The sequence below is a fragment of the Nitrospirota bacterium genome (assembly GCA_035873375.1).
In the GTDB taxonomy this organism is placed as follows: Bacteria; Nitrospirota; Thermodesulfovibrionia; order Thermodesulfovibrionales; family JdFR-85; genus BMS3Bbin07.
In genome coordinates, this window is the sequence record JAYWMQ010000026.1 from 22,413 (window position 1) to 45,305 (window position 22,893).

Here is a 22,893-nt window from a genome sequence, read left to right on the forward strand (position 1 = left end):
ATCAGGTGTTTTTACTGACCGTCTCTCCACCCTCTTCTTGGTATGACCCTTATTCCGGAGGGGTCGACATGGAGTCCGAACCTCTCGTCCTCGGCTGCAAACCCGACCCGTGACCCTTCCTTTATGTTGTTCAGTTTATCGACGATGACTCCCTTCAGATGACACCCCCTTCTAAGGACGGAGTTGTCCATCAGGATGGAATCCTCAACAATCACACCATCTTCAATCACCACGCCGGTCCGAATAACGGAGTTTTTTATTACCGCATCTTTTATGGTCACACCTTCTGAGATCATGCTGTTGATAATCTCTGCCTTCATTATCTTTGAGGCCGGGGCCTTCTGACCTGATGGGTAGATTGGCCACTGAAGATTGTTGAGCTCAAACTTCGGTTCCTCTCCAAGCATATCCATATGGGCGTCAAAGAGGGCTTTTATTGTACCAACATCCCTCCAGTATCCTGTCTCTTCATATGTTTTTGTGCCGGGGATTGTGTTGGTGGCAAAATCATAGGCAAACAGTTTACCCGACTTAACGAGGTACGGCAGGATATGAGCACCGAAGTCATGCTGTTTTTTCTGTTGTGCATCCACAAGGGCATTGATAAGCACGTCCTTGCTGAATATATAGTTCCCCATAGAGACATAAGCCCTTGTCGGGTCGGAGGGCATGGGGGTGGGGTTTTCCGGTTTTTCCTGAAATCCCACAATCCTCTTGTCTGCGTCTGTCTGGATAACTCCGAAGGATGATGCCTCTTCAATGGGTACCGGTCTTGCCGCCACTGTCACGTCAGCGTCATTGTCAAGGTGGAAATCCATCATCTGTCTGATGTCCATCCGGTAGATATGGTCGGCCCCGAATACCACAACCAGCCTGGGATTCTGTTGAGTGATGAGGTTAATATTCTGGAGGATGGCATCAGCGGTTCCCTGAAACCACTCAGGTCCCATCCTCATCTGTGGGGGTACTACAGCTATAAAATGGTCTCTCACAATGGGTGACATAACCCAATGCTGTCTTATATGTTCGATGAGAGACTGTGACTTATACTGGACAAGGAGATAGATGGAGAATATCTGTGAGTTTACAAGGTTGCTCAGGACAAAATCGACGATCCTGTAACGCCCTCCGAAAGGTACGGCTGGTTTTGAACGAAATGCTGTCAGGGGAAAGAGCCTCTCACCCTTACCACCTGCAAGAACAAAGGCAAGAACCTTTTGATGTGGCATGCCCCCTCCTTTATTTATGATTTTTATTTATATTATTACATTGTGACAGTTGCAGCTGACAGATTCTATTTTAACAGGAATTGAACGCTATCAGCAATTCATTGTGATAAAGAACCCTAAGGATATTTTTGGATTGACAAGGAGGAGTCCTAATCTTTAGAATAGAAAGGTAACACTGAAAGAGATGGGGAGTCGTCTAATGGCAGGACAGCAGACTCTGGCTCTGCTTGTAGGGGTTCGAATCCTCTCTCCCCAGCCACTTGATTTACGATTTACGATTTTAAAAATCGTAAATATTCAATCTGAAATTGACAATCTATCCATAAAATGTGGTCCCATCGTCTAGTGGTCCAGGACGCCGGCCTCTCACGTCGGTAACACGGGTTCGACTCCCGTTGGGACTACCAATCATTTCATTAAAGAGAGTTAGAGAGTTCAGGAGTGGTGGAGTCGAGGAGTATAAAGCTTCACTATATAAGAAACAGAAAGAAACTTTTTAATTCTTTTAAATCGTGAGGCAAAAGAAAAGATTTTGTAGTTTCACGATAAATTCGGTTTGATTTGTGTCAATTCGTGGCCAGAGATCTATAGCAGTCTCTTCAATTCCTTAATCAGCAAGGCGTTATCCCTGTGGGTCTTGACTGCAATACGGAAGAATCCTTTCTCAAGCCCCCTGAAGTTACTGCAGTCCCTTACGAGTATTCCCTTTCTGCGAAGGGCCAGGACAATTTCTTCAGACCTGTGATGTTTCAGGAGATAGAAGTTTACAGGGGAGGGATAAAAGTGGATTCCGGCCCCTTTCAGACCTTTCTCCATAAAGAGCTTTTCTTTGCTGATATATTCGAAAGTGGCCTTTTTATAAACCCTGTCTTTCAGTGCTATGATGCCGGCCCTCTGTGCGAGGCTGTTGACGGTCCATGGCTCCTTCAGGACCAAGAGCCTTTCGGCTGTCTCAGCCGGCAGGATGCCGAATCCAAGGCGTAAGCCGCTCAGGGCATAGAACTTTGTCATTGACCTCAGAACAATGAGGTAGGGATTTCCAGGAACCTCTGAGACAACGCTCTCCTCTGGTATGAAATCAATGAATGCCTCATCAACAACAAGAAAACACTTCAAGTCCCTTGCTGCAGAGGCAATCCTTGTAATATCCGCTCTGGGGAGCAGTTGTGCGGTAGGGTTGTTCGGGTTACAGAGAAAGGCCATCTGACACCCCTGCATGGACTCTATAAAACTCTCTGTATCAATCCCGAAATTTGCCTCTTCCCTGAGAGGCAAAAACCTGATTGTGATATCAGCGGAATTGCCCGAGGTTATAACCGCCCTTTCATACTCTGAGAATGCGGGGGCGGTAATTAACACCTTCTCTGGTCTGAGTCCCCGCACAACGAGATAGATCAGCTCAGTGCTTCCGTTGCCGCAGATTATATTGTTGTCAGGAATGCCGAGGTGTCTTGAGAGATGCCGTCTGAGGCGGTGACAGTCCGGGTCCGGATAGTTGGTGAGGTATTTCAGGTCTTTTCTCAGGCCTGCCTTTATCTTTTTTGACACCCCTAACGGATTAATAGAGGCGCTGAAGTCGATTACCTTTCTCTCCGGTATCCTTAAGGTCTCGGAAAGACTATATATATTTCCACCATGAGTTGTCATAAGGCCTGTAATGATACCATTTATTGAGCCCCTGCTTCACCTGTTTGCCGGGGGGCTGAAGAAAAAACCGTAATGCCCGGTTCCAGACATTACGGTTTTTTTTAATGTTATCTTGTTTCAGTTTTTTACGATATCATCACTTTTGGTCGGTTAATTTCATATCCTTCAGCTTATCCTCATTAAGTTCCACTTTATATGAGTTCTTCAGTTTTTCAATGTAACCGTCAAATGCTGCCCGCCGTTTTTCCGTGAGCAGTTTTTTTGATAAACTCTCTTTAACCTTGTCAAACTCAGCCTTCTCTCCCTTTTTCAGGTCAGTCAGTTTGATAATATGATAACCGAATTGGGTCTTTACCGGCTCACTTATCTCGCCTTTTTTCATTGAGAAGACGGCCTTTTCGAATTCAGGAACCATCTGTCCCCTTCCGAAAAATCCAAGGTCTCCACCCTTGGCTGCCGAGCCCTTGTCTATAGAGTTTTTCTCGGCGAGGGCGGCAAAGTCCTCGCCTGCCTTCAGCCTCTTCAACAGGCTGTCGGCCTCCTCTTTAGTGCTTACCAGGATATGACTTGCCCTTGCCTGGTCTGATGAGAATTCATCGGGGTGAGTATCGTAATATTTCTTTACGTCTTCTTCCGTTACCTTTGCTTTCTCTTCAATCTCTTTTGTGAGGAGCATGCTTATCAGGCTTAACTTCTGAAACTCCTTGAGCTTTTCCAGGTACTCCGGTGACTTGTCAAGTCCCTGCTTCTTGGCCTCAAGGTAGATGAGTTCCTTCTTTACGAGTTCATCTGCAAGTTTCTTCTTCCCCTCTGCATTGTTATAGATTGTCTTCATAAAGTCTGGCAGGGCGTTAAACTGTTTTTTAAGGTCTTTCTCCATGATGTAAGCGCCGTCAACCTTTGCAATATAGTCTGATGGGGCCTTGCTCTCAACAGGTGTTTTTGAACATCCTGCAATAACTAACAGGATTAAGAAAAATTTGGCTAATGTTTTCATCTTGCCTCCGATCTATTTTCTGGTTAAAGTTACTTTATAGCATAACATAACGTTTATGCCAAAAAATATAAAGCATTGAAATCCTGGATGCCGGCCATGCCATTAAATTGACAAAAGAGATATACTTGAATTATATTTAAATTCTTTTGGTGACCTCATGTATTTTCAGGAAATAATAATGAATTTAAATAAATACTGGGCTGACAGGGGCTGTCTCCTGCTTCAGCCCTATGATGTTGAGGTGGGGGCAGGGACCTTCCATCCCGCAACGTTTCTGCGTGTCCTGGGTCCGGAACCGTGGAGGGTTGCTTATGTTGAACCCTCACGCAGGCCTACGGATGGGCGTTATGGCGAAAACCCCAACAGGCTGCAACACTACTACCAGTATCAGGTCATATTAAAGCCATCACCGCTTGACAGCCAGGATATCTATCTTGAGAGTCTCAGGGCACTGGGGCTTGATCCCGTGAAACATGACATCCGGTTTGTTGAAGACGATTGGGAGTCTCCCACACTCGGAGCCTGGGGACTTGGTTGGGAGGTATGGCTTGACGGAATGGAGATTACTCAGTTTACGTACTTTCAGCAGGTTGGAGGTATTGACCTCAGGCCGGTTTCTGTAGAGATTACATATGGGCTTGAGAGAATCGCCATGTATATTCAGGGGGTTGACAGTGTTTTCGATATTCAATGGGCTGAGGGGATAAGGTACGGTGAGCTTCATCATCAGGAAGAGGTGGAGTTTTCGAAGTTTAATTTCGATTATGCGGATATAGACCTTTTGAGAAGGCTCTTTGATGATTACGAGAAGGAGTCAAAGAGGTTGATCGATTACGGCCTTGTCCTTCCGTCGTACGAATTCTGTCTGAAGTGTTCCCATGTCTTCAATCTCCTTGATGCAAGGGGGGCCTTTTCAGTGACTGAGAGGACCGGGTACATGGCAAGGGTCAGGGGACTGGCGAAGGTTGTTGCAGAGTCGTATTTCAGGCAGCGTGAGGAGATGGGGTTTCCCCTCCGGCAATTGAAGATTGAGGACGGGGAATCGAAGATTGAAGAAAAAGAAGAATTGTCAATTATCAATAGTCAATCGTCAATCGCCGATCATCAGTCCCTTGTTTTTGAGATAGGGGCTGAGGAGATTCCGGCGAGGTTTTTGCCCGGCATGATCTCTCAATTAAAAAACCTCTGCGAGGAGGCCTTAACCGGGCTCTCCATTGAATTCAGCGAGATTCAGGTTTATGGCACACCAAGGAGGTTGAGCCTTATACTGAGGGGATTACCTCAGAGGCAGGCCAGCGTCAGGAAGGTTGTCTTTGGTCCACCAAAAAATGTTGCCTTTGATGAAAAAGGGGCACCGACCAGGGCTGCCACAGGTTTTGCAGTCTCCCAGGGGGTTGATGTGGAGAGCCTGAAGATTGAGAAAAAGGGAAAAGGTGAATATGTTGTTGCAATAATTGAGAAGGAGGGGAGACCCGTAAGGGACCTCCTTCCTGATATACTTAAAAAAATCACCCATTCCCTGCACTTTCCGAAATCGATGAGGTGGGGTGATGGCAGTTTCAGGTTTGTGAGGCCGGTACACTGGATACTTGCCGTTATGGACGGAGATGTTGTTGACCTTGAGATAGACGGACTTCGGAGCGGCAACAGGACATGGGGGCACAGGTTCCTCAGTCCGGGTTCCATAGAGATTCACAATGCAGATGAATATATAAGTCTCCTTGAAGAGAGTTTTGTGGTTGTTGACCAGGCGCGGAGGAGAGAAGAGATAAGGGAGTCAGTAAACAGGCTTTCGGAGGCAACCGGCGGCAGGGCGGTTGAGGATGAGGTGCTGATCGAGACCGTAACCTTCCTCGTGGAATACCCGAATGCCGTTCCATGTCTCTTCTCCGAAGAGTATCTGACGCTTCCAAAAGAGCTTTTAATTACGGTTATGAGGGACCATCAGAAATATTTTGCCGTAGAGCGTGGTGACGGAACCCTGTTGAACCGGTTTGTGGTTGTCAGTAACACAGGGCGGGAAAATGAAGGGGCTGTCCGGAGCGGAGCGGAGCGGGTTATAAGGGCAAGGTTTGATGATGCAAGGTTTTATTATGAGGATGACCTGAAGAGGCCGCTCAGCGACAGGCTGGAAGAATTAAAGCGGGTTACCTTTCAGGAAAAACTTGGCAGCCTCTACGACAAGGTGCAGAGGGTTTGCAGGGTGGCAAGCGGGCTCTCAGTGCTTGTGCCGCATGCATCAGAGAAGGTAAAGAGGGCCGCACTGCTTTCAAAGTCTGATTTGATAACCGGAGTGGTAAGGGAGTTTCCGGAACTTCAGGGACTGATGGGAAAATACTATGCACTGCATTGGGGAGAAGATGCAGAGGTTGCAGAGGCAATTTATGAGCAGTACCTTCCGACTCATGCAGGGGGAGACCTTCCGTCTACTGACACAGGTGCAATCCTCAGTATTGCTGACCGTATTGATAACGTGGTGACATTCTTCTCTATCGGTCTGAAGCCGAGTGGTTCCGAGGACCCGTTTGCCCTGCGGAGGCAGGCGCTTGGCATTATATCTCTCTTGATAAAGAGGGGGTTTGCCATAAACCTTGCAGGGCTGCTGCAGATAGTGTTTGAGGAACCCGGGAAGACGGACTTTGCCAACGCTGATACATTAAAAGAGGAGGTGCTCGACTTTTTCCTCCAGAGGCTTGAACACCTCTTTATTTCAGAAGGCTACGCCCACGATACAGTGCAGGCAGTAGTGGAGAAAGCAAAAACCCTTCCCCTTGTCAGGGTGAAGGAGATAATGGATGCCGTGGAGTCGTTTAAAAAGGAGCCGGTTTATAATGAGACGCTGATTGCCCTTAAAAGGGTATTTAATATATTGAAGGGTATCAGGGAGCCCCTTGCAGGTGAGGTTGATGAAGGTCTTTTTATGCACGAAGAGGAAAAGGTGCTCTATCAGAGGGCCAGGGAGATAGCCGATGAGGTAAAGGGGAGTGTTGAAGGATTTGACTATCGTAATGCCTTGTTGTTAATCGGCGGTCTTAGAGGGCCGATAAATGATTTCTTTGATAATGTCCTTGTGATGGACAAGGATGAACGTGTAAGGCTGAACCGTCTATGCCTCCTTGCAATGATAAACCGTATAGCTTCAGGGTTTATGGATATTTATAGATTGCAGGAATTGTGATTCCGCTTCCTGCGATAATATGGGGAGCGGGGCTTTGTCCGAACCCTGAATATTAATTGTTCGCAGTCTGCACTGGTTGACAAAGAGCAAAAACCTGTGCTAAGAAAAACAATCGCTTAGCCTGTCTTACAGGTAAAGAATAAACTTGAAGGAGGCAGCAAATGAACTTTCCGGATGATCTCAAATACCACAGGGAGCATACGTGGGTCAAAGTTTCCGGCAAAAAGGCGACTGTCGGGATAACGGATTATGCACAGGATGCCCTTGGGGATATTGTTTATATCGACCTTCCCGAAATTGATGCAGAGATAGCAAAGGACTCGGAGTTTTCAGAGATCGAGTCTACCAAGGCAACTTCTTCGGTAATAGCCCCTGTGTCGGGAACAATAATTGAAGTGAACGAGGACCTCGAGGAGTCCCCCGAGATAATTAACGAGGACCCTTACGGTAAAGGCTGGATAGCGGTGCTTGAGCTGACAGATCCCTCTGAGCTTGATGACCTGCTTGACGCTGCTGATTATGAGAAGTACGTTGAAGAGGAGGCAAAATGAGGCTTTTGGTCCTTGGAGCAGGTCCCGGAGGCTATGTTGCAGCTTTAAAGGCAGCTCAGCTTGGTGCAGAGGTTATAGTTGTGGAGGACACAGAGGTTGGCGGCACTTGCCTGAACAGGGGGTGCATCCCTACCAAGGCGCTGGTGGCCTCGGCCGAAGCAATACACAAGGCGAAGAATCTTAAAGCCTTCGGGGTGGACGTCTCTGGAGAGATTGTTCCCAATCTTTCCAGGATTATGGAGAGGAAAGACAAGATCGTCTCAACCCAGGTGAAGGGTATCCGTTCACTCTTCAGGAGTTGGGGAGTAACCCTGATAGAGGGGAAGGGGATGCTCCTTACACCCGAGAAGGTGGAGATAGAGAAGAAGGACGGCTCTGTGGAGATTGTTGAGGCAGACAGGATTATCATAGCAACCGGTTCAAAGCCTGCCCAGATACCCATATTTCCTTTTGACGGAGAACATATCCTTTCAAGTGATGATGCTCTGAACATAAAATCCATACCAAAGAGCCTGATCATTGTGGGAGCCGGGGTTATCGGGTGTGAGTTTGCCTGCATATTCAGGGAGCTTGGCACAGAGGTCACGATGGTGGAGATGATGCCCGGCGCAATTTCCACTGAGGACCCTGAAATAGCCAGGCTGCTGGAGAAAGAACTGAAGAAGAGAAAGATAAAACTCCTGACCGAAGTGAAGGTGGAGAGGGTTGAGGGGCACCATGACGGTATTCATGTCGGTCTTGCAGGCGGCAGGGAACTCGTGGCCGAAAAACTGCTTGTGTCAATCGGGAGGTCTCTCAATACGGAAGGCATTGGACTTGAAGCGATAGGCATCAAAAAGGGAAGCAGGGGTGAGATAGAAGTCAATGAGCATATGGAGACAAATATTGAAGGTATATATGCCATAGGAGATGTCACAGGGGGAATCCTTCTTGCCCATGTGGCATCAAAGGAAGGAACCGTTGCGGCATATAATGCCTGCGGGATAGAGAAGACGATTGATTACTCCGTAGTTCCTGCTGCTATATTTACATCACCCGAGATTGCCTCCGTCGGGCTCAGGGAGGACCAGGCATCGGAGAAGGGGATAGATTACATCACAGGTCACTTTCAGTTCAGGGCGCTTGGAAAGGCCCATGCCATGGGAGAGATATCCGGATTTGTAAAGGTTATTGCAGATAAGGATACAGACAGACTACTGGGAGTTCATATCATCGGACCCCATGCCTCTGATCTTATCCATGAAGCGGCAGTTGCCATAAAGGCGGGACTGAAGGTCAGGGATATTGCAGATACAATACACGCCCATCCTACCCTGTCGGAAGGGCTTATGGAGGCTGCTGAAGATGTCCATGGAGAAGCCATACATGTTCCCAGGCCTAAATAGGGTAGTGGATGATGATAGAAGAGGGTAAATCATCTGACTGGTTTGCTGAGGTCAGGGAAAAGGAGAAAGCGCTTTTTTCCGAGATTAACCTTCTTTTGCGTGCCCTTGACAGGGCATTTAATCCGGAGAACCTGCCGGTTAGTGAACAGCGCTACGGTGCACGAAACTTTTTTCCCGAACTGTCTTCCGTGAGAGACGTTATTTTGAGGGTGCTGGGGATCCTTGAGGTTATCATACCCGAAAGTAAGAAGAATGCCTTCTGGTTTCAGAAGTTTGCCGAACAGAAGTTCCTCTCCGACCGTAAAAGGGATCTTTTAAGGGAAAGCCTCAATAAGCAGGACAAGCCCGAAAAATCCCTTTTCCTCCTTTATGACTCTTTTATTAATCTGAAGGTAATTATAAATGACCTCCTGAAGAGCAACACGGTTTCCTATTCAGGATATAAGAATTTTGGTGACATCCTCGGCAGGGAGATCAGGGAAAACCGTGTGTTCGACCCTTTCAGTAAGGGAGTTGATCATGAATTTGACAGTATTGATAACGCCAGGATAAAGGATATCGTTAAATCTCTTAAGGACAGAGGTTATAAGAGAGAGATATCCGGGGTCTTTATCTATCTTTTCAGGTTCCTCCGTTATCTGGGACATATTGAGCTATCCCCCAATCGTTCAACTTCCCTTAGCTGTGCGTTCCTGATACTCGTCCTCCTGAGGTCGGAGATCAGGAGTTTTGTGAGCTATCTCGACGACATGATGCAGGATGTGGATGACAAGGGCCTGAGGGATGTCCTTCAATCAATAGCATTTCAGTTTTCCATGGAGTCAAAGAGGGTCTATGCACAGGAACTCAAGGATGTGTTGCTGAGAAATGCCTCAAATCAGGTGATGGGAAGGATGGAGAACTGTCATGGAATATTCCGCAACCTGACCGAGCAATGTATAGTTCAACTTGCCCAGCATTTTTCTCCTGATATCAGGGGAGAAGAGATATTCCCGAGTTTTGAGACAAGGGTTGAACAGTCCTTGAGGTTGAGGGATGATGTTTATATACTATGCAGGTTTTTTGAGATTTTTGAAGGCAGCATTGAAGATAGCGTAAAGAGAAAAAAGATACTTGAATCACTAAAGGATTATATGCTCTATTTTGAGAGTCTCAGCTTCAGACTTTTGAGATATGATGACTACGAGGAATTTCATAGATTCTTTAATGACTTTATGTCAATAACCCCGGATGTGTTTGATAATTACGGGGTTCATAAGGTGTTTGAAAAGGCTCACAAGTTCAGGGTCTATCTTGAGACGACCCTGAGGCTTATATCCCAGAGGTCTGAATTGCGGGATAAACCCGTTAACGAGGAGAGGGTGCAGGAGGTAATGCAGCAGTATCTGCCCGATTGAGGTTTTTTAACCTGGAGTATTTGAGTCAAATTACGGTTGGGAAATTAAATAACGGAGGTTGAAATGGGAGAAATCATTGATGTTCATGCAAGAGAGATCCTGGATTCAAGGGGAAATCCAACCATTGAGGTCGAGGTGGTGCTTGCCTCTGGCGCCCTTGGCGTGGCAGCAGTCCCTTCCGGTGCTTCAACAGGCGAAAGGGAGGCCCTGGAGTTGCGTGATGGTGACAGCAGCCGTTACCATGGCAGGGGTGTGACTGTGGCTGTAAATAATGTAATTGAGGAGATAGCTCCGAGGATTATCGGTCTTGATTCCGAGGATCAGGTTTACATTGACGGGCTGCTCATTGAGCTTGACGGAACCGCGAATAAAAGCCATCTTGGTGCAAATGCCATGCTTGGTGTCTCACTTGCGGTATGTAAGGCCTCGGCAGAGGAGCTCGGCCTTTCACTCTATAAATACATGGGCGGATGCAATGCCAAGGAACTCCCGGTCCCGATGATGAATATCATGAATGGCGGGGCACATGCGGATAATAATATTGACATACAGGAGTTTATGATAGTGCCCGCTGGATGTGTTGATTTCTCTTCGGCCCTCAGGTCAGGCTCTGAAGTCTTCCATACATTAAAGCAGATACTCAGGGCAAAGGGGCTGAACACCGCAGTTGGTGATGAAGGCGGCTTTGCACCTGACCTTAAAACAAATGAAGAGGCACTTGCCCTGATTATTGAGGCAATAGAGAAGGCAGGCTATACCCCGGGCAGGGATATTTATCTCGCCCTTGATGTTGCTGCATCGGAATTTTATGAAGACGGTAAATACGGGTTTGAGGATAAGAAATGCACATCCTCGGAGATGGTGGATTATTATGAAGAAGTGATTCAGCGCTATCCTGTAATCTCGATTGAGGACGGACTTGGCGAGAATGACTGGGATGGCTGGATCGAGATGACCAAAAGGCTCGGCAGCAAGGTGCAGCTCGTAGGTGACGACATATTTGTGACAAACACCGGAATTATCTCAAGGGGAATAAAGGATAAGGTTGCAAATTCAGTGCTCATTAAATTAAACCAGATTGGGACTCTTACAGAGACACTTGATGCCATTGAGATGGCCAAGCGCGCGGGATATACAGCCGTGATCTCGCACCGCTCCGGCGAGACTGAGGATACTACGATTGCAGACCTTGCAGTCGGGTGTAATACAGGTTTTATAAAGACGGGGTCTCTTGCAAGGAGTGAACGGGTTGCCAAGTATAACAGGCTGCTGAGAATCGAGGAGGAACTGGACGGCATTGCGGTGTATCCGGGGCTCTCGGCATTGTACAATCTCGGGTAATATATTCAAATAGCAAAAGTATCGGTAACCAGGTCTGCTGATGGATGTGTCTTTGCAGGCCTGGAGGGTCTTTTGTTGCTGGATTCTGAATAATGACAGCGCCTGGTCTTGAAGTCAGGCAGTTCCGGAGGTGCTGTTCTTGTTCTTTACCGTGAGCATTACGTCTTCAATCATTTGCTTGTTTATCTCTTCTATCTCTTCTACGCTTATTTTAAGTCTCTGAGCAACCTGTTCAAAGTTCATGCCCTGATTGTAGTGAAGCTCGGCTATAACTATCTTTAAGACATCGTCAGCAATAACCTGCTTCAGTTCCTCATCCACGGCATCAATGGCACTGCAGGCCTCACTCAGGGACTGGCCGCTCTGAAGCCTTTTTATCAGTTTGCCGATCTCTATATCATATATCTTTTCTTCATCTTTTGAGAAATCCTTGTAATCAGGCATATCAATGTCCTTTCCGTTCATTTATTGACAAAAATTCAGCACTCAACATCTATAAGTTTAACATATTTTCAGCACCCTTGTCTCATGCGGAAATGCTATGTTATCCTTAATCATGATTGTTTGCTGTAAGGCATTAAAATGAATGGCAGAGTTGCAGCAATTAATATAAGCAGGCACAAGGGTGTCAGAAAAGAGACCGTTGAAGAGGTCTTTATCAAGGAAGACTTCGGGATAGAAGGAGATGCCCACGCCTCCTCTGCCTGGCACAGGCAGGTAAGTCTTCTTGCCATGGAAAGCATAATAAAGATGAAAGAGTCAGGGGCTGATGTGGGGCCAGGTGATTTTGCTGAAAACATAACAACAGAGGGAATAGACCTAAAGAACCTGACCGTCAGTACCAGGATAGATGTCGGGGGTTCTGTAGAGCTTGAAGTAACGCAGATAGGAAAGACCTGTCATAGCCGTTGTGCCATTTATTATCAGGCCGGTTGTTGTGTCATGCCGGAAGAGGGGATTTTTGCAAGGGTGGTAAGGGGTGGTAAAATAAGGATTGGCGATAGCGTTTCGATTGACTATTGACTATTGATAAATGATAAATGATAAATGATAAATGATCTTAAATTCACCATGGAATTGCCGGGGGGTTGAATGTTCAGGGCAGCAATACTTACACTTAGTGACAAGGGTTCAAGGGGGGAAAGGGTGGATGAAAGCGGCAGGATACTGCGCGAGATACTCGGGCAGGCCCGGATAGAGGTAGTGCAGTATGAGGTCATCCCTGATGACAGGGATATTTTGAAAGAGCGGTTAATCAACCTGTCAGGGAAGGTTGACCTTATTGTTACAAATGGCGGTACCGGTCTCAGCCCCAGGGATATTACCCCTGATGTGACTCTTGAGGTTATAGACCGTGAAGTTCCCGGCATTGCAGAGGCGATGAGATATGAGGGTTTGAAGAAGACCCCGAGGGCCATGCTCTCAAGGGCTGTGGCAGGTGCAAGGGGTGAATGTCTCATAATCAACCTTCCCGGCAGTCCCAGGGCAGTGAGAGAGGGCATTGAGGTTATTCTTGATGTTATCCCCCATGCAATTGAAAAGCTGAAAGGTTCAGAAAAGGAGTGTGCTGGATGAAGACCGATATTTCCTATTCACTTGCCTTTTTTGCAGGTTTTCTCTCTTTTGTATCACCATGTGTCTTGCCGCTGGTTCCTTCATACGTGTCATTCATAACGGGTATCTCTTTTGAGGACCTGACCGGTAAGGCGGACAGGGCCCGTATCCGCTTTCTCACAATGACGAACTCCCTTGCCTTTATCCTCGGGTTCTCCTTTGTCTTTATCCTGCTCGGGGCATCTTCATCTGCAGTAGGACAGATTCTCTTTCAGTATCAGGACTGGATAAGGATAATCGGGGGCATCATCGTAATTATCTTCGGTCTCTTTATTGCCGGTTTTTTAAGGCTTGATTTCCTTATGAGGGAGAGGAAATTCCATTTAAGCGGAAAACCTGCCGGATATATCGGGACATTTCTTTTGGGAATGGCCTTTGTGGCTGGCTGGACTCCCTGCATAGGGCCCATACTCGGAAGCATACTCCTGTATGCAAGTGCCAAGGGCTCGGCCATCTATGGGCTCAAGCTCCTGTCAGTCTATTCCCTTGGACTTGCCGTTCCATTTTTCCTCTCTGCCCTTGCATTAAATACCTTTCTGAGTTATTCGAGGTGGCTTCTGAGATATATGAGGGTCATTATGATTATAAGCGGGCTGCTACTTATAGTATTTGGAATCCTGCTTCTTTCCAACAGGGTAAGGGGCCTGGCCGGGCTGGTGCCGAACTTTGGTTTTTCGCTTTAAGCCTGTCAGCTTGCCAGCCTGTAAGCCTTTGCGCTCTTGTTATCCACAACCCTGCACCCCTCGATCACGTCATCTGTGGCTGGGGAGCACATCAATTTGTATGAAGTTCCTTTCAGAGTTGATATTGTCACTTCCACCCGGGAGAGGTGTCTTGCATCAGAATATCTTGCAGTCAATGATGCAGCGGTCATAATCTCATTGTCAGAAGCCATGCCGGTGATAATGGTTGTCGGACTTCCAATGCCCTCCACACTCATCAGTGTATCTTCTGAAGAGGCGAGGGCGATGATCTTTTCATTCTCCGCCTCATTACGACCGACTATGATTTTGCATTCAGGGGATGTCCTGAAATGCCTGCCCACTCTCAGGAGGTGTAACTCCTTGAGCTCGGGAGCGGAGTTATACTTGAGGAGGTCCCTGAGCCTGCAGGCATAGGAAGGCTCAGTCAGCAGACACCCCCCTGCCGGCGAGGGATAGTCTGTAAGTCCAAGCTCGGCTGCAAGGTTCATCTGCGGCCTGCGGGTCCTTCCCTTAAAGTCATGGAGACCTTTTCTGTCCACAAGTCCTTTCAACTCTGCCATGGTTGGTGGAAGCAGCTTTGCGCTCAGGGGCCTCAGTACAAGGCCCTCCACACCAGCCTCTCTGTCCACGAGCGGGAAACATTCCTTTCTCTGGCTCATGGGCCTCTGGCCAAGGACTTCTCCGGTAACAAGGAAGTCGGCACCGATGAGGTCCATAAATACCTTTGCCTCTCTTAACATCAATATCCTGCAATCAATACACGGATTCATATTTTTGCCATGTCCAAACCCCGGGTTTTTTACTATCTCAATGAATTTGTCGGCAAGGTGCGAGAGCTTGACCTTAAACCCGAACTCTTTTGCAACGGGCATGGGGTTATGGGAGCAGGATGAGCTGTCCGTTATATCACACCCGAAGTGGGTCAGGAAGGTAATGGCGGTTACGTCAATTCCCTGTCTCAGGAGAACAAGGATGGCGAGTGTGCTGTCAAGCCCTCCTGAAAGCAGTGCAACTGCCTTTGCCTTTCCGGTTCCATATATTTTCAGGCTTTTTTTCTCTTTATCTGTTTCCATCTGTCTTCCCGGTCAGACTTCATCCTTTATTGATAGCATTATCTGCTCCGGCGTTGCAGTTGCAGTGCCCACCTGACCTACAACTATCCCGGCTGCATGGTTTGAAATTATAGCTGCGTCTTTCAGGTCAGCCCCTGATACATGGGCAAGGGTAATTGTTGCAATTACTGTATCGCCTGCCCCGGTGACGTCAAATGCCCCCTTTGCAGCAGTGGGGATGTGGTTTATTGCAGAACCTTTCTCAAAGAGGGTCATTCCATGCTCTCCACGCGTAATCAGGACCGAGTCACACCGTAATTCCCTGAGAAGGGTTTTCCCTGCCTTCTGAAGAGATTTTTCGTCCTTTATCTCTATCCCCGTTCCTTCCGAGGCCTCTTTTGTATTCGGGGTGATAAGAGAGACGCCTTTATAGAAGTTGAAATGGCCAACCTTCGGGTCCACAGACACATAGGTGCCTCTCTTTTTGAATTCCCTTGCAACAAAACTCATCATCTTTTCGGATATAACCCCTTTTTTGTAATCTGAGATTATAAGTGCATCCCATTTGTCCCTGCCGGAAGAGAGAAAGTCTTTTATCTTTTTAAAAAGCCTTTCGTCCAGCCTCCTCCTGTCCTCCCTGTCAAACCTGACCACCTGCTGGCTGTGTGCAATAACACGGGTCTTGATAGTTGTCGGCCTCTTTCCGCTGAAGAGGCCGGAGGTATCAATCCCGTGGTCACTGAGCAGGGAGTGGAGAACCTCTCCTGATACGTCATTGCCTCTTACCCCGACGACTGTTGCCTTTCCACCAAGGGCCACTATGTTGGCGGCAACATTTGCAGCACCCCCGAGTGTGTAATTCTCATCCTTTACATCAATTACCGGCACAGGTGCCTCCGGGGATATCCTCTCAACGAGTCCCCAGATGTAGTGGTCAAGGATAATGTCGCCAACGACGAGGATATTTTTCTTTCTGAAGTTTTTAAAGATGCCGTTATATCTCATAATGAAGCCCTGATGATGTATAATTTTACATCAAACAGTGTAGTTCGTGCAAAAAATAATGGAAAAACCCTGGGTCCTTCTCTCTTTTATTTCTGCCTTCTCCCTGGCAACGAGTGACGCTCTGACCAAAAAGGCGTTGAGGCTTGATAACGAATATCTCGTGGCCTGGCTCCGTCTCGTCTTCTCCCTGCCGCCCCTTGTGTTGCTTCTTCTCTTCATCCCCGTTCCTGAACTTGACAGGACATTCTATCTCTCTTTCATCTGTGCCATTCCCCTCGAGATACTTGCCCTTACCCTCTATATCAAGGCATTGAGGATATCCCCCATGTCTCTCACCTTGCCATTCCTTTCCCTGACCCCGATATTCCTGATTGTCTTCTCCAGGGTGATTGTCGGCGAGAGTGTTTCCTTAAAAGGTGCCGCGGGTATCATCCTCATAGCAACAGGCGGGTATTCCCTGAATATCACCTCCGTCAGAAAGGGATTTTTTGCACCCATCAAGGCAATTGCAAGGGAGAAGGGCTCTGTTTATATGATTATCGTGGCAATGATATACAGCATAACCTCGTCACTTGGCAAGCTCGCCATAGAGCATTCATCACCATTATTTTTTGGATCCACCTATTTTATTGTTGTAACCTTATGTTTTACCCCCCTCGTCTGTATCAATCGCAATGATCGCTCTGTTGTCAGGGTGCTCAGAAGAGATATTAGAAGTGCAATACTTCCGGGGCTCTTCTACTCGGCAATGATCGTTTCCCATATGCTGGCAATGAGTCTTGCCAGGGTAGCTTACATGATTGCCATAAAACGTTCGAGCCTCCTTATAGGCAGCATCTACGGATTTATCTTTTTCAGGGAAAGGAACATCAGGGAAAGGAACATCAGGGAAAGGTTGTCTGGTGCTGCACTGATGTTTGCAGGGTAAATTGCCTGTAAAGGGCCACTTTTCGCCCTGTTTCCTTGACAAAAACAGGGTAGGTTGCTATAGTAACCAGAGAGGTGAAAAGCATGACATCGGATGCCTTTTCAGGGATTCCGCGCTAAAAGCAGGGGCCCACTACTTTAGAAAACAGGGTTTTGCCATGTATAAAAAATTCTACGGTCTCAAGGACAGACCCTTTAATCCCGTTCCGGATCCAGGGTATCTTTATCTCAGTTCATATCATAGGGACGCCCTGGCATATCTGACCGCAGAAGCTGAAAAAAACTCCAACCCAATCATTTTTACCGGTGATATCGGTACCGGCAAAACGGTCCTGTTGAGGACTTTTCTCAAGACCCTTGGACCGGAAGTCAACCTTGTACAGATTTTCTATAGCGGCAATGACCGTGTCCGGCTCCTGCAGATGATCCTTCTTGAGATGGGAATAGATTCCGGACAGACCGATGTTGATTCCCTGCGTTCAGAGATAAAAGAGCACCTGGGTAATTTGCTCCGGGAGGGCAGGGAGGTTTTTTTAGTAATTGACGAAGCCCAGGATCTGGATGAGGATGCACTTGATGAAGCCTGTCTGCTATCCAGGCTTGAGGTTGACGGACGCCACCTTGTCAGGGTCATTCTGGCAGGTTTGCCCAAGTTGCAGGAGAACATTGATTCCCTGAGCAATCTTGACTGCAGGGATAACATCACCAAACCCTATTATCTCAAAAAACTTTCTGATGAAGATATCCCGAAATATATCCATCACAGGCTGGCCACTGCCGGTTGCACGGATGTTACGGTCTTTCCCGAGGATGTGCTCAGCGAGATTAGTCATTTTTCAAGGGGAATACCCAGGCTGATCAACATGATCTGTGATGCTGTCCTCTTGTATGGGTATTTTTCGGAGAAGAAGGTGGTAACAATGTCCCTGTTTAAAGAGGTGATAGCCGATCTTTTTAATAATGGAAACGCAGAAGACGGTTATCAGTATGAGACAGCCGCTGTTGCCTCCGGCATTGTCGGTGCTGATCAGGATACACGAAGTGGAGAGGAACCCGGGGACATTCATTCAGGGGAGAAGGATTTGGAAGGTAACGGGAAACCCCGGACTGAAGAGATGCCTGTTCAGGACGTGGATAGCCGGCAGGGACGGCCCCTTCCCATGACTGTCCTTGTGCTTGAGAAGAATGCACGGATGAGGGTCAGGCTCGAAGATAAATACCGGGAGGCGGGAATAAATACTGTTGTACTCTCTACCCTTGAAGGACTTTTTAAAACCCTTGAAAGTTCCAGCGACCTGGGTCTTCACGTTCTGGTGGCCGATTCCTCCTTCTTTTTTGCCAAGGGGGGGAGTGAGGACTCAGCGGGTAAAGACGCCCTTGACAGAATACAGAGAGACTATGCACATATGCCGTTGATTGTGACCGCAACTCTCCCGCTCACGGTGATCCGGACAAAGCTTTTTCAGAGGGGAATCCCTTTGCTTCTGCATAAACCGGATTTAAACCGTATTGACCTCTCTGAAGTCCAGACTCAATTCGACTCTTTTTTTAATGAACTTCAGATTTGTCTGTCGAACATCCATTCCCAGTTTGGAGCAATTTATCAGAAGACGATTAAATGGCTAACCGACTCGCAAGGTGTCATAGCGGCCTCTGAGAGACGTGCGAAAGGATCAAGCCGTTCAAATTCAGGAGGGAACATAAATGAAGAATAAGCAAAAGATTGGTGAGTTGTTGGTTGATCTCAATATTTTGTCACAGGAAGATCTTGACAGGGCTTTGCAGGAACAGAAAAACACGGGTGAACGGTTGGGCGCTACCCTTCTCAAGATGGAACTCCTTTCAGAGGAAGACCTTGATTACCTGCTCGGCCGGCAGCTCGATATCCCCTCGATCAATCTGGAAAACTATAATCCTTCTCCGGAGCTGCTTGCCACGATTCCGGAAAAGGTAATAAGAAAATATCAGGTCCTCCCCATCTCTGTAGATGGCAAATCTCTTACAGTGGCCACGGCAAGCCCCAGGGATCTGCTGCTTATGGACGACCTCTCTTATATTACCGGCCTCAAGATCGCACCGGTGGTTACGTCCATCACATCGCTGGAACGTAAAATAGAGGAACTGTTTCAGAAACCCGTCAGTTGGGAAGAGTCACTGAAAGTGAACGAGACAGAAGATCTGGAGATTATAAAGGGAAACACCGGCATCATAGAAGAGGACCTTGAAGATGCACTTGAATCCGCAGAGGAAGCGCCTGTGATCAAGCTGGTCAATGCAGTCATTCTTGCGGCAATTGAGCAGGAAGCCACTCATATACATATTGAACCCCGGGAGGATTCCTATGAGATATACCTCCGCATTGACGGGAAATTGAAACTTCTGGTGAACCCCCCGGCCAATCTGCAACATAATGTTATAAACCGTTTAAAAATCCTCAGCTCCATAGACATCCTCAAGCGTTTTATTCCGGCTGAGGGGTTTTTCAGGGCCAAATCAAAGGGCCAGTATTATGATATTGATGCAGCAACTATTCCGTCACTGCATGGAGAACGCATGGTCCTGACCTTCCAGCAGCCATTTTCAAAGGAAGAACTACAGCTTGAAAAACTTGGGTTTACACCTGAGACCCTGGATGGTTTCAAAAAACTGCTTGCAAGTCCAAGGGGATTCATACTGGTTACAGGCCCCTCGGACAGCGGGAAGAGCTCCACCATCTATGCAGCCTTGAACTACCTTAAAAGTCCGGAAAAATCAATTTTCACCTTTGAGCGAACAATAAAGAACAAATTGTCCGGAATCAACCAGGGGCAACCTAACGAAAAATTCGGGTATAGCTATGAGAAAGGCTTGCAGTCCCTTCTGCGTCAGGACATGGATGTGCTTATGGCCGGGGAGATGATGACTCGTGAGGCGGTTGTATCTACCCTGCATGCATCCCTTTCAAAGACCCTTGTCCTTGGCCGATTCCTGTGCAATGATACCATCGGAGCCATCTCGCTGATAATGGATATGGACGTGCCTCCCTTTATGCTTTTTTCATCCCTGACCGCCGTCCTTGGTCAGCGGCTTATCAGGCGGCTCTGTCAGGAATGTATCGAGGATTACGAGCCCCCGGCTGAGCTGGCAGAGGAAATTCAGGCCCTTACCGGTACCCAGAGGCCAAGGCTCTTCCGGAGCCGGGGTTGCCCAGCCTGCGGTCTGACCGGGTATAATCACCGGATTGCATTGTTTGAACTGTTTGTTCCATCCAAGGAGCTTCGTGAGGCCATTCTGGCCAAAGTGCAGCCAAATGAACTAAAAAAGGTAGCGGAGAAACAGCAGTACCGTACTTTCCGGCAGGACGGACTGATAAAGGCCGCTGAAGGGCTGACCAGCTATGAAGAGGTTGTCAGGGTTATCTGATTGCGGTCACAACAGCATAAATTAATGAAGCTGTTAGTATAATGGTGCCGGAGGCCGGATTTGAACCGGCACGGAGCTATGCCCCGAGGGATTTTAAGTCCCTTGCGTCTACCAATTCCGCCACTCCGGCAAGCAAGGATTTTCTTAAAAAACAAACAGTTATAAAGTTTCATATAGTATCATAAAGTCCTGTAAGGAGTAAATACCTGAAAATAGAATCTGCTTATAACTGTCGAACGCTTTCAGTGTCTCTAATTCCTGCCTGAATTTATTTCAAGGGTGACAGTTAAAACAGGATGCTCCATATTCCAGTGGTTCAATTATTTGTGACAATTCGTGTTAATTTGTAGCTATAATCAAGTTGTTTTTTTTATTAAGGAGGGCACGTATTATGGAGTATCAGGAATTGGATGACGAAGGTCTGGTCTCCCTTTTATTTACTGAAGAGGACCGTTTGCCTATGGATGCTGTGGATGAGTTTTTGAGGCGTGGGGAGCAGATGATCAAGCCGCTATCCGGAATTGTATCCAACGGCTACTCGTGGAATAAAGAGTTACCTGAGTGGTGGTCTGTTGTGCATGCTACGTTTATTCTTGGTGCTATCGGAGGTAAAGAGAGTGTTCTGCCGCTTCTTAAGGCCCTTCGGTTTGCAATTGCATATGATTGCGATTGGGTTGCAGAGAGACTGCCGTCAATCTTCGGCAAGGTCGGTGTGCAGGCTATGGATGGGTTGAAGCTGATATCAAAGGATAAGACTTCCGACTGGTATACAAGAGTATCGGCTATGGAGAGTCTTGCAGCAGTCACTATTGCGAACCCTGAAATTGAGGAAGAGGTTTTTATGTTTTTAAGTTCCATTTTTGAAGACAAAGAAGAAGAAAGAGACACGAGACAATTTGTGGGTAATGTGCTTTTGGACTTTAAAAGAGAGGACTTGAGAGAATCCCTTTTTTTATTTGCCGGAATGGAGAAGGAACTGAACGAAAAAGACGCGTATTATCCAGCAGTCTTCTATGAAAATGATGTGGAAAAGGCTTTTGCTGTACCGGAAAAAAATTTATGGCATTATACCCTGGATTGGTTGTATTTTTATGATGAAAATGAAATTTCTACGAGGCAGGAACGGTGGGAGCAGGAAGACAGGAAACTGGCAAGGGAGAAAGAGGAAGGAGAGATTTCCTCTTCAGGGCCAGTGCCGTTTGTTTACAATAAACCCAAGGTTGGCCGGAACGAGCCCTGTCCTTGCGGCAGTGGAAAGAAATACAAAAAATGCTGTGGCTGATTTCAGGGGTCAATACATCAAAGAAAGTCAGCGTTGTCCGGTAAGGTTCTTGCCTAAGCATGATTTTTCTTATGTTTTTTAAAGCTGTTTGTGCCTATAGGGGCAGGATCAAAAATATGGGCTTCATTTCTAATTTTAATTCTCAATTCTCTGCCTCTTTTGACAGACGATAGACAGATATGCCCATCGGAACCAGGAACTCTTCTCTGAGAACTTCTCCTGGATGAATATTTTTTAAATACCTCATGCCCTTAACTCCTTTCCGGGACTGCAGCAATTTATCCCTTTCGGATAATCTCAACTATTTTTTCAATAACCTCGTTGAGTTTTTCTACCTTAAGACCTCCAACTTTATAGAGGACGATATGTTTATCAGCTGTGAATATGCGATTGGTCTTATGTTACTCTGCTGTTTTAGACTGCTTTTGGTAAAATCTTGATCGATAAGTGGAATTGCATAATTGTCTTTAATGGATTGACTTGGATTGACTGGTTATCTGGCAAAGAATCAGGTTGTTACCATCTAAATTTGAAATAATTAAGGCAGGGCGTCTTTTGGCTTGGGTTAAGTCAGAGAAAGGAAAAGGAACAACAACTACGTCACCTTTTACAAATCTTGCCAAGCCTCGTCTTCCTCTGGTTTCATCCAATCTTTTCTGAGAGATGTTTCACTGGCAATGGCGGTATCCAGCCGTTCACGAACGATCTTTGTTTTTAAGAAGTGGATAAAGTCCAATACCTCGTCAAGTAACGGCTCTGGAACCTGTTCTATTTCGTTTAAAAGCAGCTCTTTTTTGCTCATGAGTTCTTCTCCTTTTTGGGATATGTTAAATTATAACAAATTAAAACAGATAATAACACGGCTCAACGGACTTGTATGCGTTCAGCATGGATGAGAAGCAATTGAAAACTTTAGAGAAATTGTTGCTAAATAGGGAAAAAGCAATAAGTCAACGTAGTCAACAACGTTATATACTAAAAATGGGACAGGTTAGACTCTCCCATTTTAGTATAGGAGATAGGAAATTAATAGCTATTAAGAAAAAGAAACCTCCTGTTAAGATATAGGCGCTAACCCAAACAAAATCTTAAACAGGAGGTTTCAGAATGCAGTTTAATATTAACAGGATTGAAGGATTCCGTCAATTAAGAAAAGAGATACGGGGTTCAAAAGAGCATTTA

General features: G+C 46.7%; 19 protein-coding genes, 3 tRNA genes and 2 pseudogenes. 14 read left to right on the forward strand and 10 right to left on the reverse strand.

Features of this window, described 5'->3' with window-relative positions:
* Positions 1-11: 11 nt before the first annotated feature.
* Entirely contained in the window at positions 12-1,229 is a 1,218-nt protein-coding gene (gene glgC, locus VST71_05695; GenBank protein ID MEC4685209.1) for a glucose-1-phosphate adenylyltransferase, read from the reverse strand.
* A 185-nt stretch (positions 1,230-1,414) separates the two neighbouring features.
* Between glgC and VST71_05700 the strand changes: the two genes are divergently transcribed.
* Positions 1,415-1,488, forward strand: a tRNA-Gln gene (locus tag VST71_05700).
* 72 nt (positions 1,489-1,560) lie between these two features.
* A tRNA-Glu gene (locus VST71_05705) sits at positions 1,561-1,636 on the forward strand.
* Between the two features lie 178 nt (positions 1,637-1,814).
* Here VST71_05705 and cobD read toward each other — a convergent pair.
* Both cobD and VST71_05715 read right to left on the reverse strand, forming a co-directional pair.
* Positions 1,815-2,876: a threonine-phosphate decarboxylase CobD gene (gene cobD, locus VST71_05710; protein MEC4685210.1), complete on the reverse strand. Its 1,062-nt coding sequence runs from the start codon at positions 2,874-2,876 to the stop codon at positions 1,815-1,817.
* Between the two features lie 136 nt (positions 2,877-3,012).
* Positions 3,013-3,873, reverse strand: coding sequence for a peptidylprolyl isomerase (locus VST71_05715; protein MEC4685211.1), 861 nt, complete (start codon positions 3,871-3,873; stop codon positions 3,013-3,015).
* Positions 3,874-4,030: 157 nt separating this feature from the next.
* Between VST71_05715 and glyS the strand changes: the two genes are divergently transcribed.
* The 5 genes from glyS to eno all read left to right on the forward strand — a co-directional run bounded on the left by glyS (position 4,031) and on the right by eno (position 11,725).
* Positions 4,031-7,051 (forward strand): glycine--tRNA ligase subunit beta, encoded by a 3,021-nt coding sequence (gene glyS, locus VST71_05720; GenBank protein ID MEC4685212.1) that lies wholly within the window; start codon positions 4,031-4,033, stop codon positions 7,049-7,051.
* 161 nt (positions 7,052-7,212) lie between these two features.
* Positions 7,213-7,602, forward strand: a complete 390-nt coding sequence (gene gcvH, locus VST71_05725) for a glycine cleavage system protein GcvH (GenBank protein MEC4685213.1) — start codon at positions 7,213-7,215, stop codon at positions 7,600-7,602.
* A complete protein-coding gene (gene lpdA, locus VST71_05730) occupies positions 7,599-8,987 on the forward strand; it encodes a dihydrolipoyl dehydrogenase (GenBank protein MEC4685214.1) in 1,389 nt (462 codons plus the stop codon). Before gcvH ends, lpdA begins: the two co-directional genes overlap by 4 nt.
* Positions 8,988-8,995: 8 nt before the next feature.
* Positions 8,996-10,384 carry a hypothetical protein gene (locus VST71_05735; GenBank protein ID MEC4685215.1) on the forward strand — a complete coding sequence of 463 codons (1,389 nt, stop codon included), beginning with the start codon at positions 8,996-8,998 and terminating at the stop codon, positions 10,382-10,384.
* A 63-nt stretch (positions 10,385-10,447) separates the two neighbouring features.
* A complete protein-coding gene (gene eno / locus VST71_05740) occupies positions 10,448-11,725 on the forward strand; it encodes a phosphopyruvate hydratase (protein ID MEC4685216.1) in 1,278 nt (425 codons plus the stop codon).
* A gap of 114 nt (positions 11,726-11,839) precedes the next feature.
* Here the strand turns inward: eno and VST71_05745 are convergent, their stop codons facing one another.
* Complete coding sequence (locus VST71_05745) at positions 11,840-12,190, reverse strand: hypothetical protein (protein ID MEC4685217.1); 351 nt, start codon at positions 12,188-12,190, stop codon at positions 11,840-11,842.
* Positions 12,191-12,307: 117 nt separating this feature from the next.
* On the opposite strand from VST71_05745, the gene VST71_05750 reads away from it, so the two are divergent.
* From VST71_05750 to VST71_05760, 3 genes are all read left to right on the forward strand, one after another.
* A complete protein-coding gene (locus tag VST71_05750; GenBank protein MEC4685218.1) occupies positions 12,308-12,748 on the forward strand; it encodes an MOSC domain-containing protein in 441 nt (146 codons plus the stop codon).
* Between the two features lie 69 nt (positions 12,749-12,817).
* Positions 12,818-13,300 carry a MogA/MoaB family molybdenum cofactor biosynthesis protein gene (locus VST71_05755; protein ID MEC4685219.1) on the forward strand — a complete coding sequence of 161 codons (483 nt, stop codon included), beginning with the start codon at positions 12,818-12,820 and terminating at the stop codon, positions 13,298-13,300.
* Complete coding sequence (locus tag VST71_05760) at positions 13,297-14,022, forward strand: cytochrome c biogenesis protein CcdA (GenBank protein MEC4685220.1); 726 nt, start codon at positions 13,297-13,299, stop codon at positions 14,020-14,022. Before VST71_05755 ends, VST71_05760 begins: the two co-directional genes overlap by 4 nt.
* Before the next feature lie 5 nt (positions 14,023-14,027).
* Here VST71_05760 and VST71_05765 read toward each other — a convergent pair whose 3' ends face one another.
* The gene (locus VST71_05765) at positions 14,028-15,116 is read right to left on the reverse strand and encodes a hypothetical protein (protein MEC4685221.1); all 1,089 of its coding nucleotides are present in this window, start codon (positions 15,114-15,116) and stop codon (positions 14,028-14,030) included.
* Positions 15,117-15,128: 12 nt separating this feature from the next.
* Positions 15,129-16,100: a D-glycero-beta-D-manno-heptose-7-phosphate kinase gene (gene rfaE1 / locus VST71_05770; GenBank protein ID MEC4685222.1), complete on the reverse strand. Its 972-nt coding sequence runs from the start codon at positions 16,098-16,100 to the stop codon at positions 15,129-15,131.
* Between the two features lie 58 nt (positions 16,101-16,158).
* Here rfaE1 and VST71_05775 point away from each other — a divergent pair, with 58 nt between their 5' ends.
* The 3 genes from VST71_05775 to VST71_05785 are packed head-to-tail and all read left to right on the forward strand — an operon-like array spanning position 16,159 to position 20,429.
* Positions 16,159-17,028, forward strand: coding sequence for a DMT family transporter (locus tag VST71_05775; protein MEC4685223.1), 870 nt, complete (start codon positions 16,159-16,161; stop codon positions 17,026-17,028).
* Position 17,029: 1 nt separating this feature from the next.
* Positions 17,030-18,742 carry an AAA family ATPase gene (locus tag VST71_05780; protein ID MEC4685224.1) on the forward strand — a complete coding sequence of 571 codons (1,713 nt, stop codon included), beginning with the start codon at positions 17,030-17,032 and terminating at the stop codon, positions 18,740-18,742.
* Entirely contained in the window at positions 18,732-20,429 is a 1,698-nt protein-coding gene (locus VST71_05785) for a GspE/PulE family protein (GenBank protein MEC4685225.1), read from the forward strand. The genes VST71_05780 and VST71_05785 overlap by 11 nt, the downstream gene beginning before the upstream one ends.
* Positions 20,430-20,471: 42 nt before the next feature.
* On the opposite strand, the gene VST71_05790 is transcribed toward VST71_05785, so the two are convergent.
* Positions 20,472-20,559: transfer RNA gene (locus tag VST71_05790), tRNA-Leu, on the reverse strand.
* A 261-nt stretch (positions 20,560-20,820) separates the two neighbouring features.
* On the opposite strand from VST71_05790, the gene VST71_05795 reads away from it, so the two are divergent.
* Positions 20,821-21,711, forward strand: a complete 891-nt coding sequence (locus tag VST71_05795) for an SEC-C metal-binding domain-containing protein (GenBank protein MEC4685226.1) — start codon at positions 20,821-20,823, stop codon at positions 21,709-21,711.
* Positions 21,712-21,865: 154 nt separating this feature from the next.
* Here VST71_05795 and VST71_05800 read toward each other — a convergent pair.
* From VST71_05800 to VST71_05810, 3 genes and pseudogenes are all read right to left on the reverse strand, one after another.
* Positions 21,866-21,958, reverse strand: a pseudogene (locus VST71_05800) (addiction module antidote protein, HigA family).
* Positions 21,959-21,989: 31 nt separating this feature from the next.
* A pseudogene (locus VST71_05805) lies at positions 21,990-22,334 on the reverse strand (type II toxin-antitoxin system PemK/MazF family toxin).
* On the reverse strand, positions 22,319-22,513 hold the full coding sequence (locus tag VST71_05810; GenBank protein MEC4685227.1) for a DUF2281 domain-containing protein: 195 nt from the start codon (positions 22,511-22,513) through the stop codon (positions 22,319-22,321). Before VST71_05810 ends, VST71_05805 begins: the two are co-directional and overlap by 16 nt.
* Positions 22,514-22,893 lie beyond the last annotated feature (380 nt).

Excerpts from the sequence above, each read along its gene's own strand:
- glgC (MEC4685209.1), bottom strand. The coding sequence starts at position 1,229 with ATGCCACATCAAAAGGTTCTTGCCTTTGTTCTTGCAGGTGGTAAGGGT.
- cobD (MEC4685210.1), bottom strand. The coding sequence starts at position 2,876 with ATGACAACTCATGGTGGAAATATATATAGTCTTTCCGAGACCTTAAGG.
- VST71_05715 (MEC4685211.1), bottom strand. The coding sequence starts at position 3,873 with ATGAAAACATTAGCCAAATTTTTCTTAATCCTGTTAGTTATTGCAGGA.
- glyS (MEC4685212.1), top strand. The coding sequence starts at position 4,031 with ATGTATTTTCAGGAAATAATAATGAATTTAAATAAATACTGGGCTGAC.
- gcvH (MEC4685213.1), top strand. The coding sequence starts at position 7,213 with ATGAACTTTCCGGATGATCTCAAATACCACAGGGAGCATACGTGGGTC.
- lpdA (MEC4685214.1), top strand. The coding sequence starts at position 7,599 with ATGAGGCTTTTGGTCCTTGGAGCAGGTCCCGGAGGCTATGTTGCAGCT.
- VST71_05735 (MEC4685215.1), top strand. The coding sequence starts at position 8,996 with ATGATGATAGAAGAGGGTAAATCATCTGACTGGTTTGCTGAGGTCAGG.
- eno (MEC4685216.1), top strand. The coding sequence starts at position 10,448 with ATGGGAGAAATCATTGATGTTCATGCAAGAGAGATCCTGGATTCAAGG.
- VST71_05745 (MEC4685217.1), bottom strand. The coding sequence starts at position 12,190 with ATGAACGGAAAGGACATTGATATGCCTGATTACAAGGATTTCTCAAAA.
- VST71_05750 (MEC4685218.1), top strand. The coding sequence starts at position 12,308 with ATGAATGGCAGAGTTGCAGCAATTAATATAAGCAGGCACAAGGGTGTC.
- VST71_05755 (MEC4685219.1), top strand. The coding sequence starts at position 12,818 with ATGTTCAGGGCAGCAATACTTACACTTAGTGACAAGGGTTCAAGGGGG.
- VST71_05760 (MEC4685220.1), top strand. The coding sequence starts at position 13,297 with ATGAAGACCGATATTTCCTATTCACTTGCCTTTTTTGCAGGTTTTCTC.
- VST71_05765 (MEC4685221.1), bottom strand. The coding sequence starts at position 15,116 with ATGGAAACAGATAAAGAGAAAAAAAGCCTGAAAATATATGGAACCGGA.
- rfaE1 (MEC4685222.1), bottom strand. The coding sequence starts at position 16,100 with ATGAGATATAACGGCATCTTTAAAAACTTCAGAAAGAAAAATATCCTC.
- VST71_05775 (MEC4685223.1), top strand. The coding sequence starts at position 16,159 with ATGGAAAAACCCTGGGTCCTTCTCTCTTTTATTTCTGCCTTCTCCCTG.
- VST71_05785 (MEC4685225.1), top strand. The coding sequence starts at position 18,732 with ATGAAGAATAAGCAAAAGATTGGTGAGTTGTTGGTTGATCTCAATATT.
- VST71_05795 (MEC4685226.1), top strand. The coding sequence starts at position 20,821 with ATGGAGTATCAGGAATTGGATGACGAAGGTCTGGTCTCCCTTTTATTT.
- VST71_05810 (MEC4685227.1), bottom strand. The coding sequence starts at position 22,513 with ATGAGCAAAAAAGAGCTGCTTTTAAACGAAATAGAACAGGTTCCAGAG.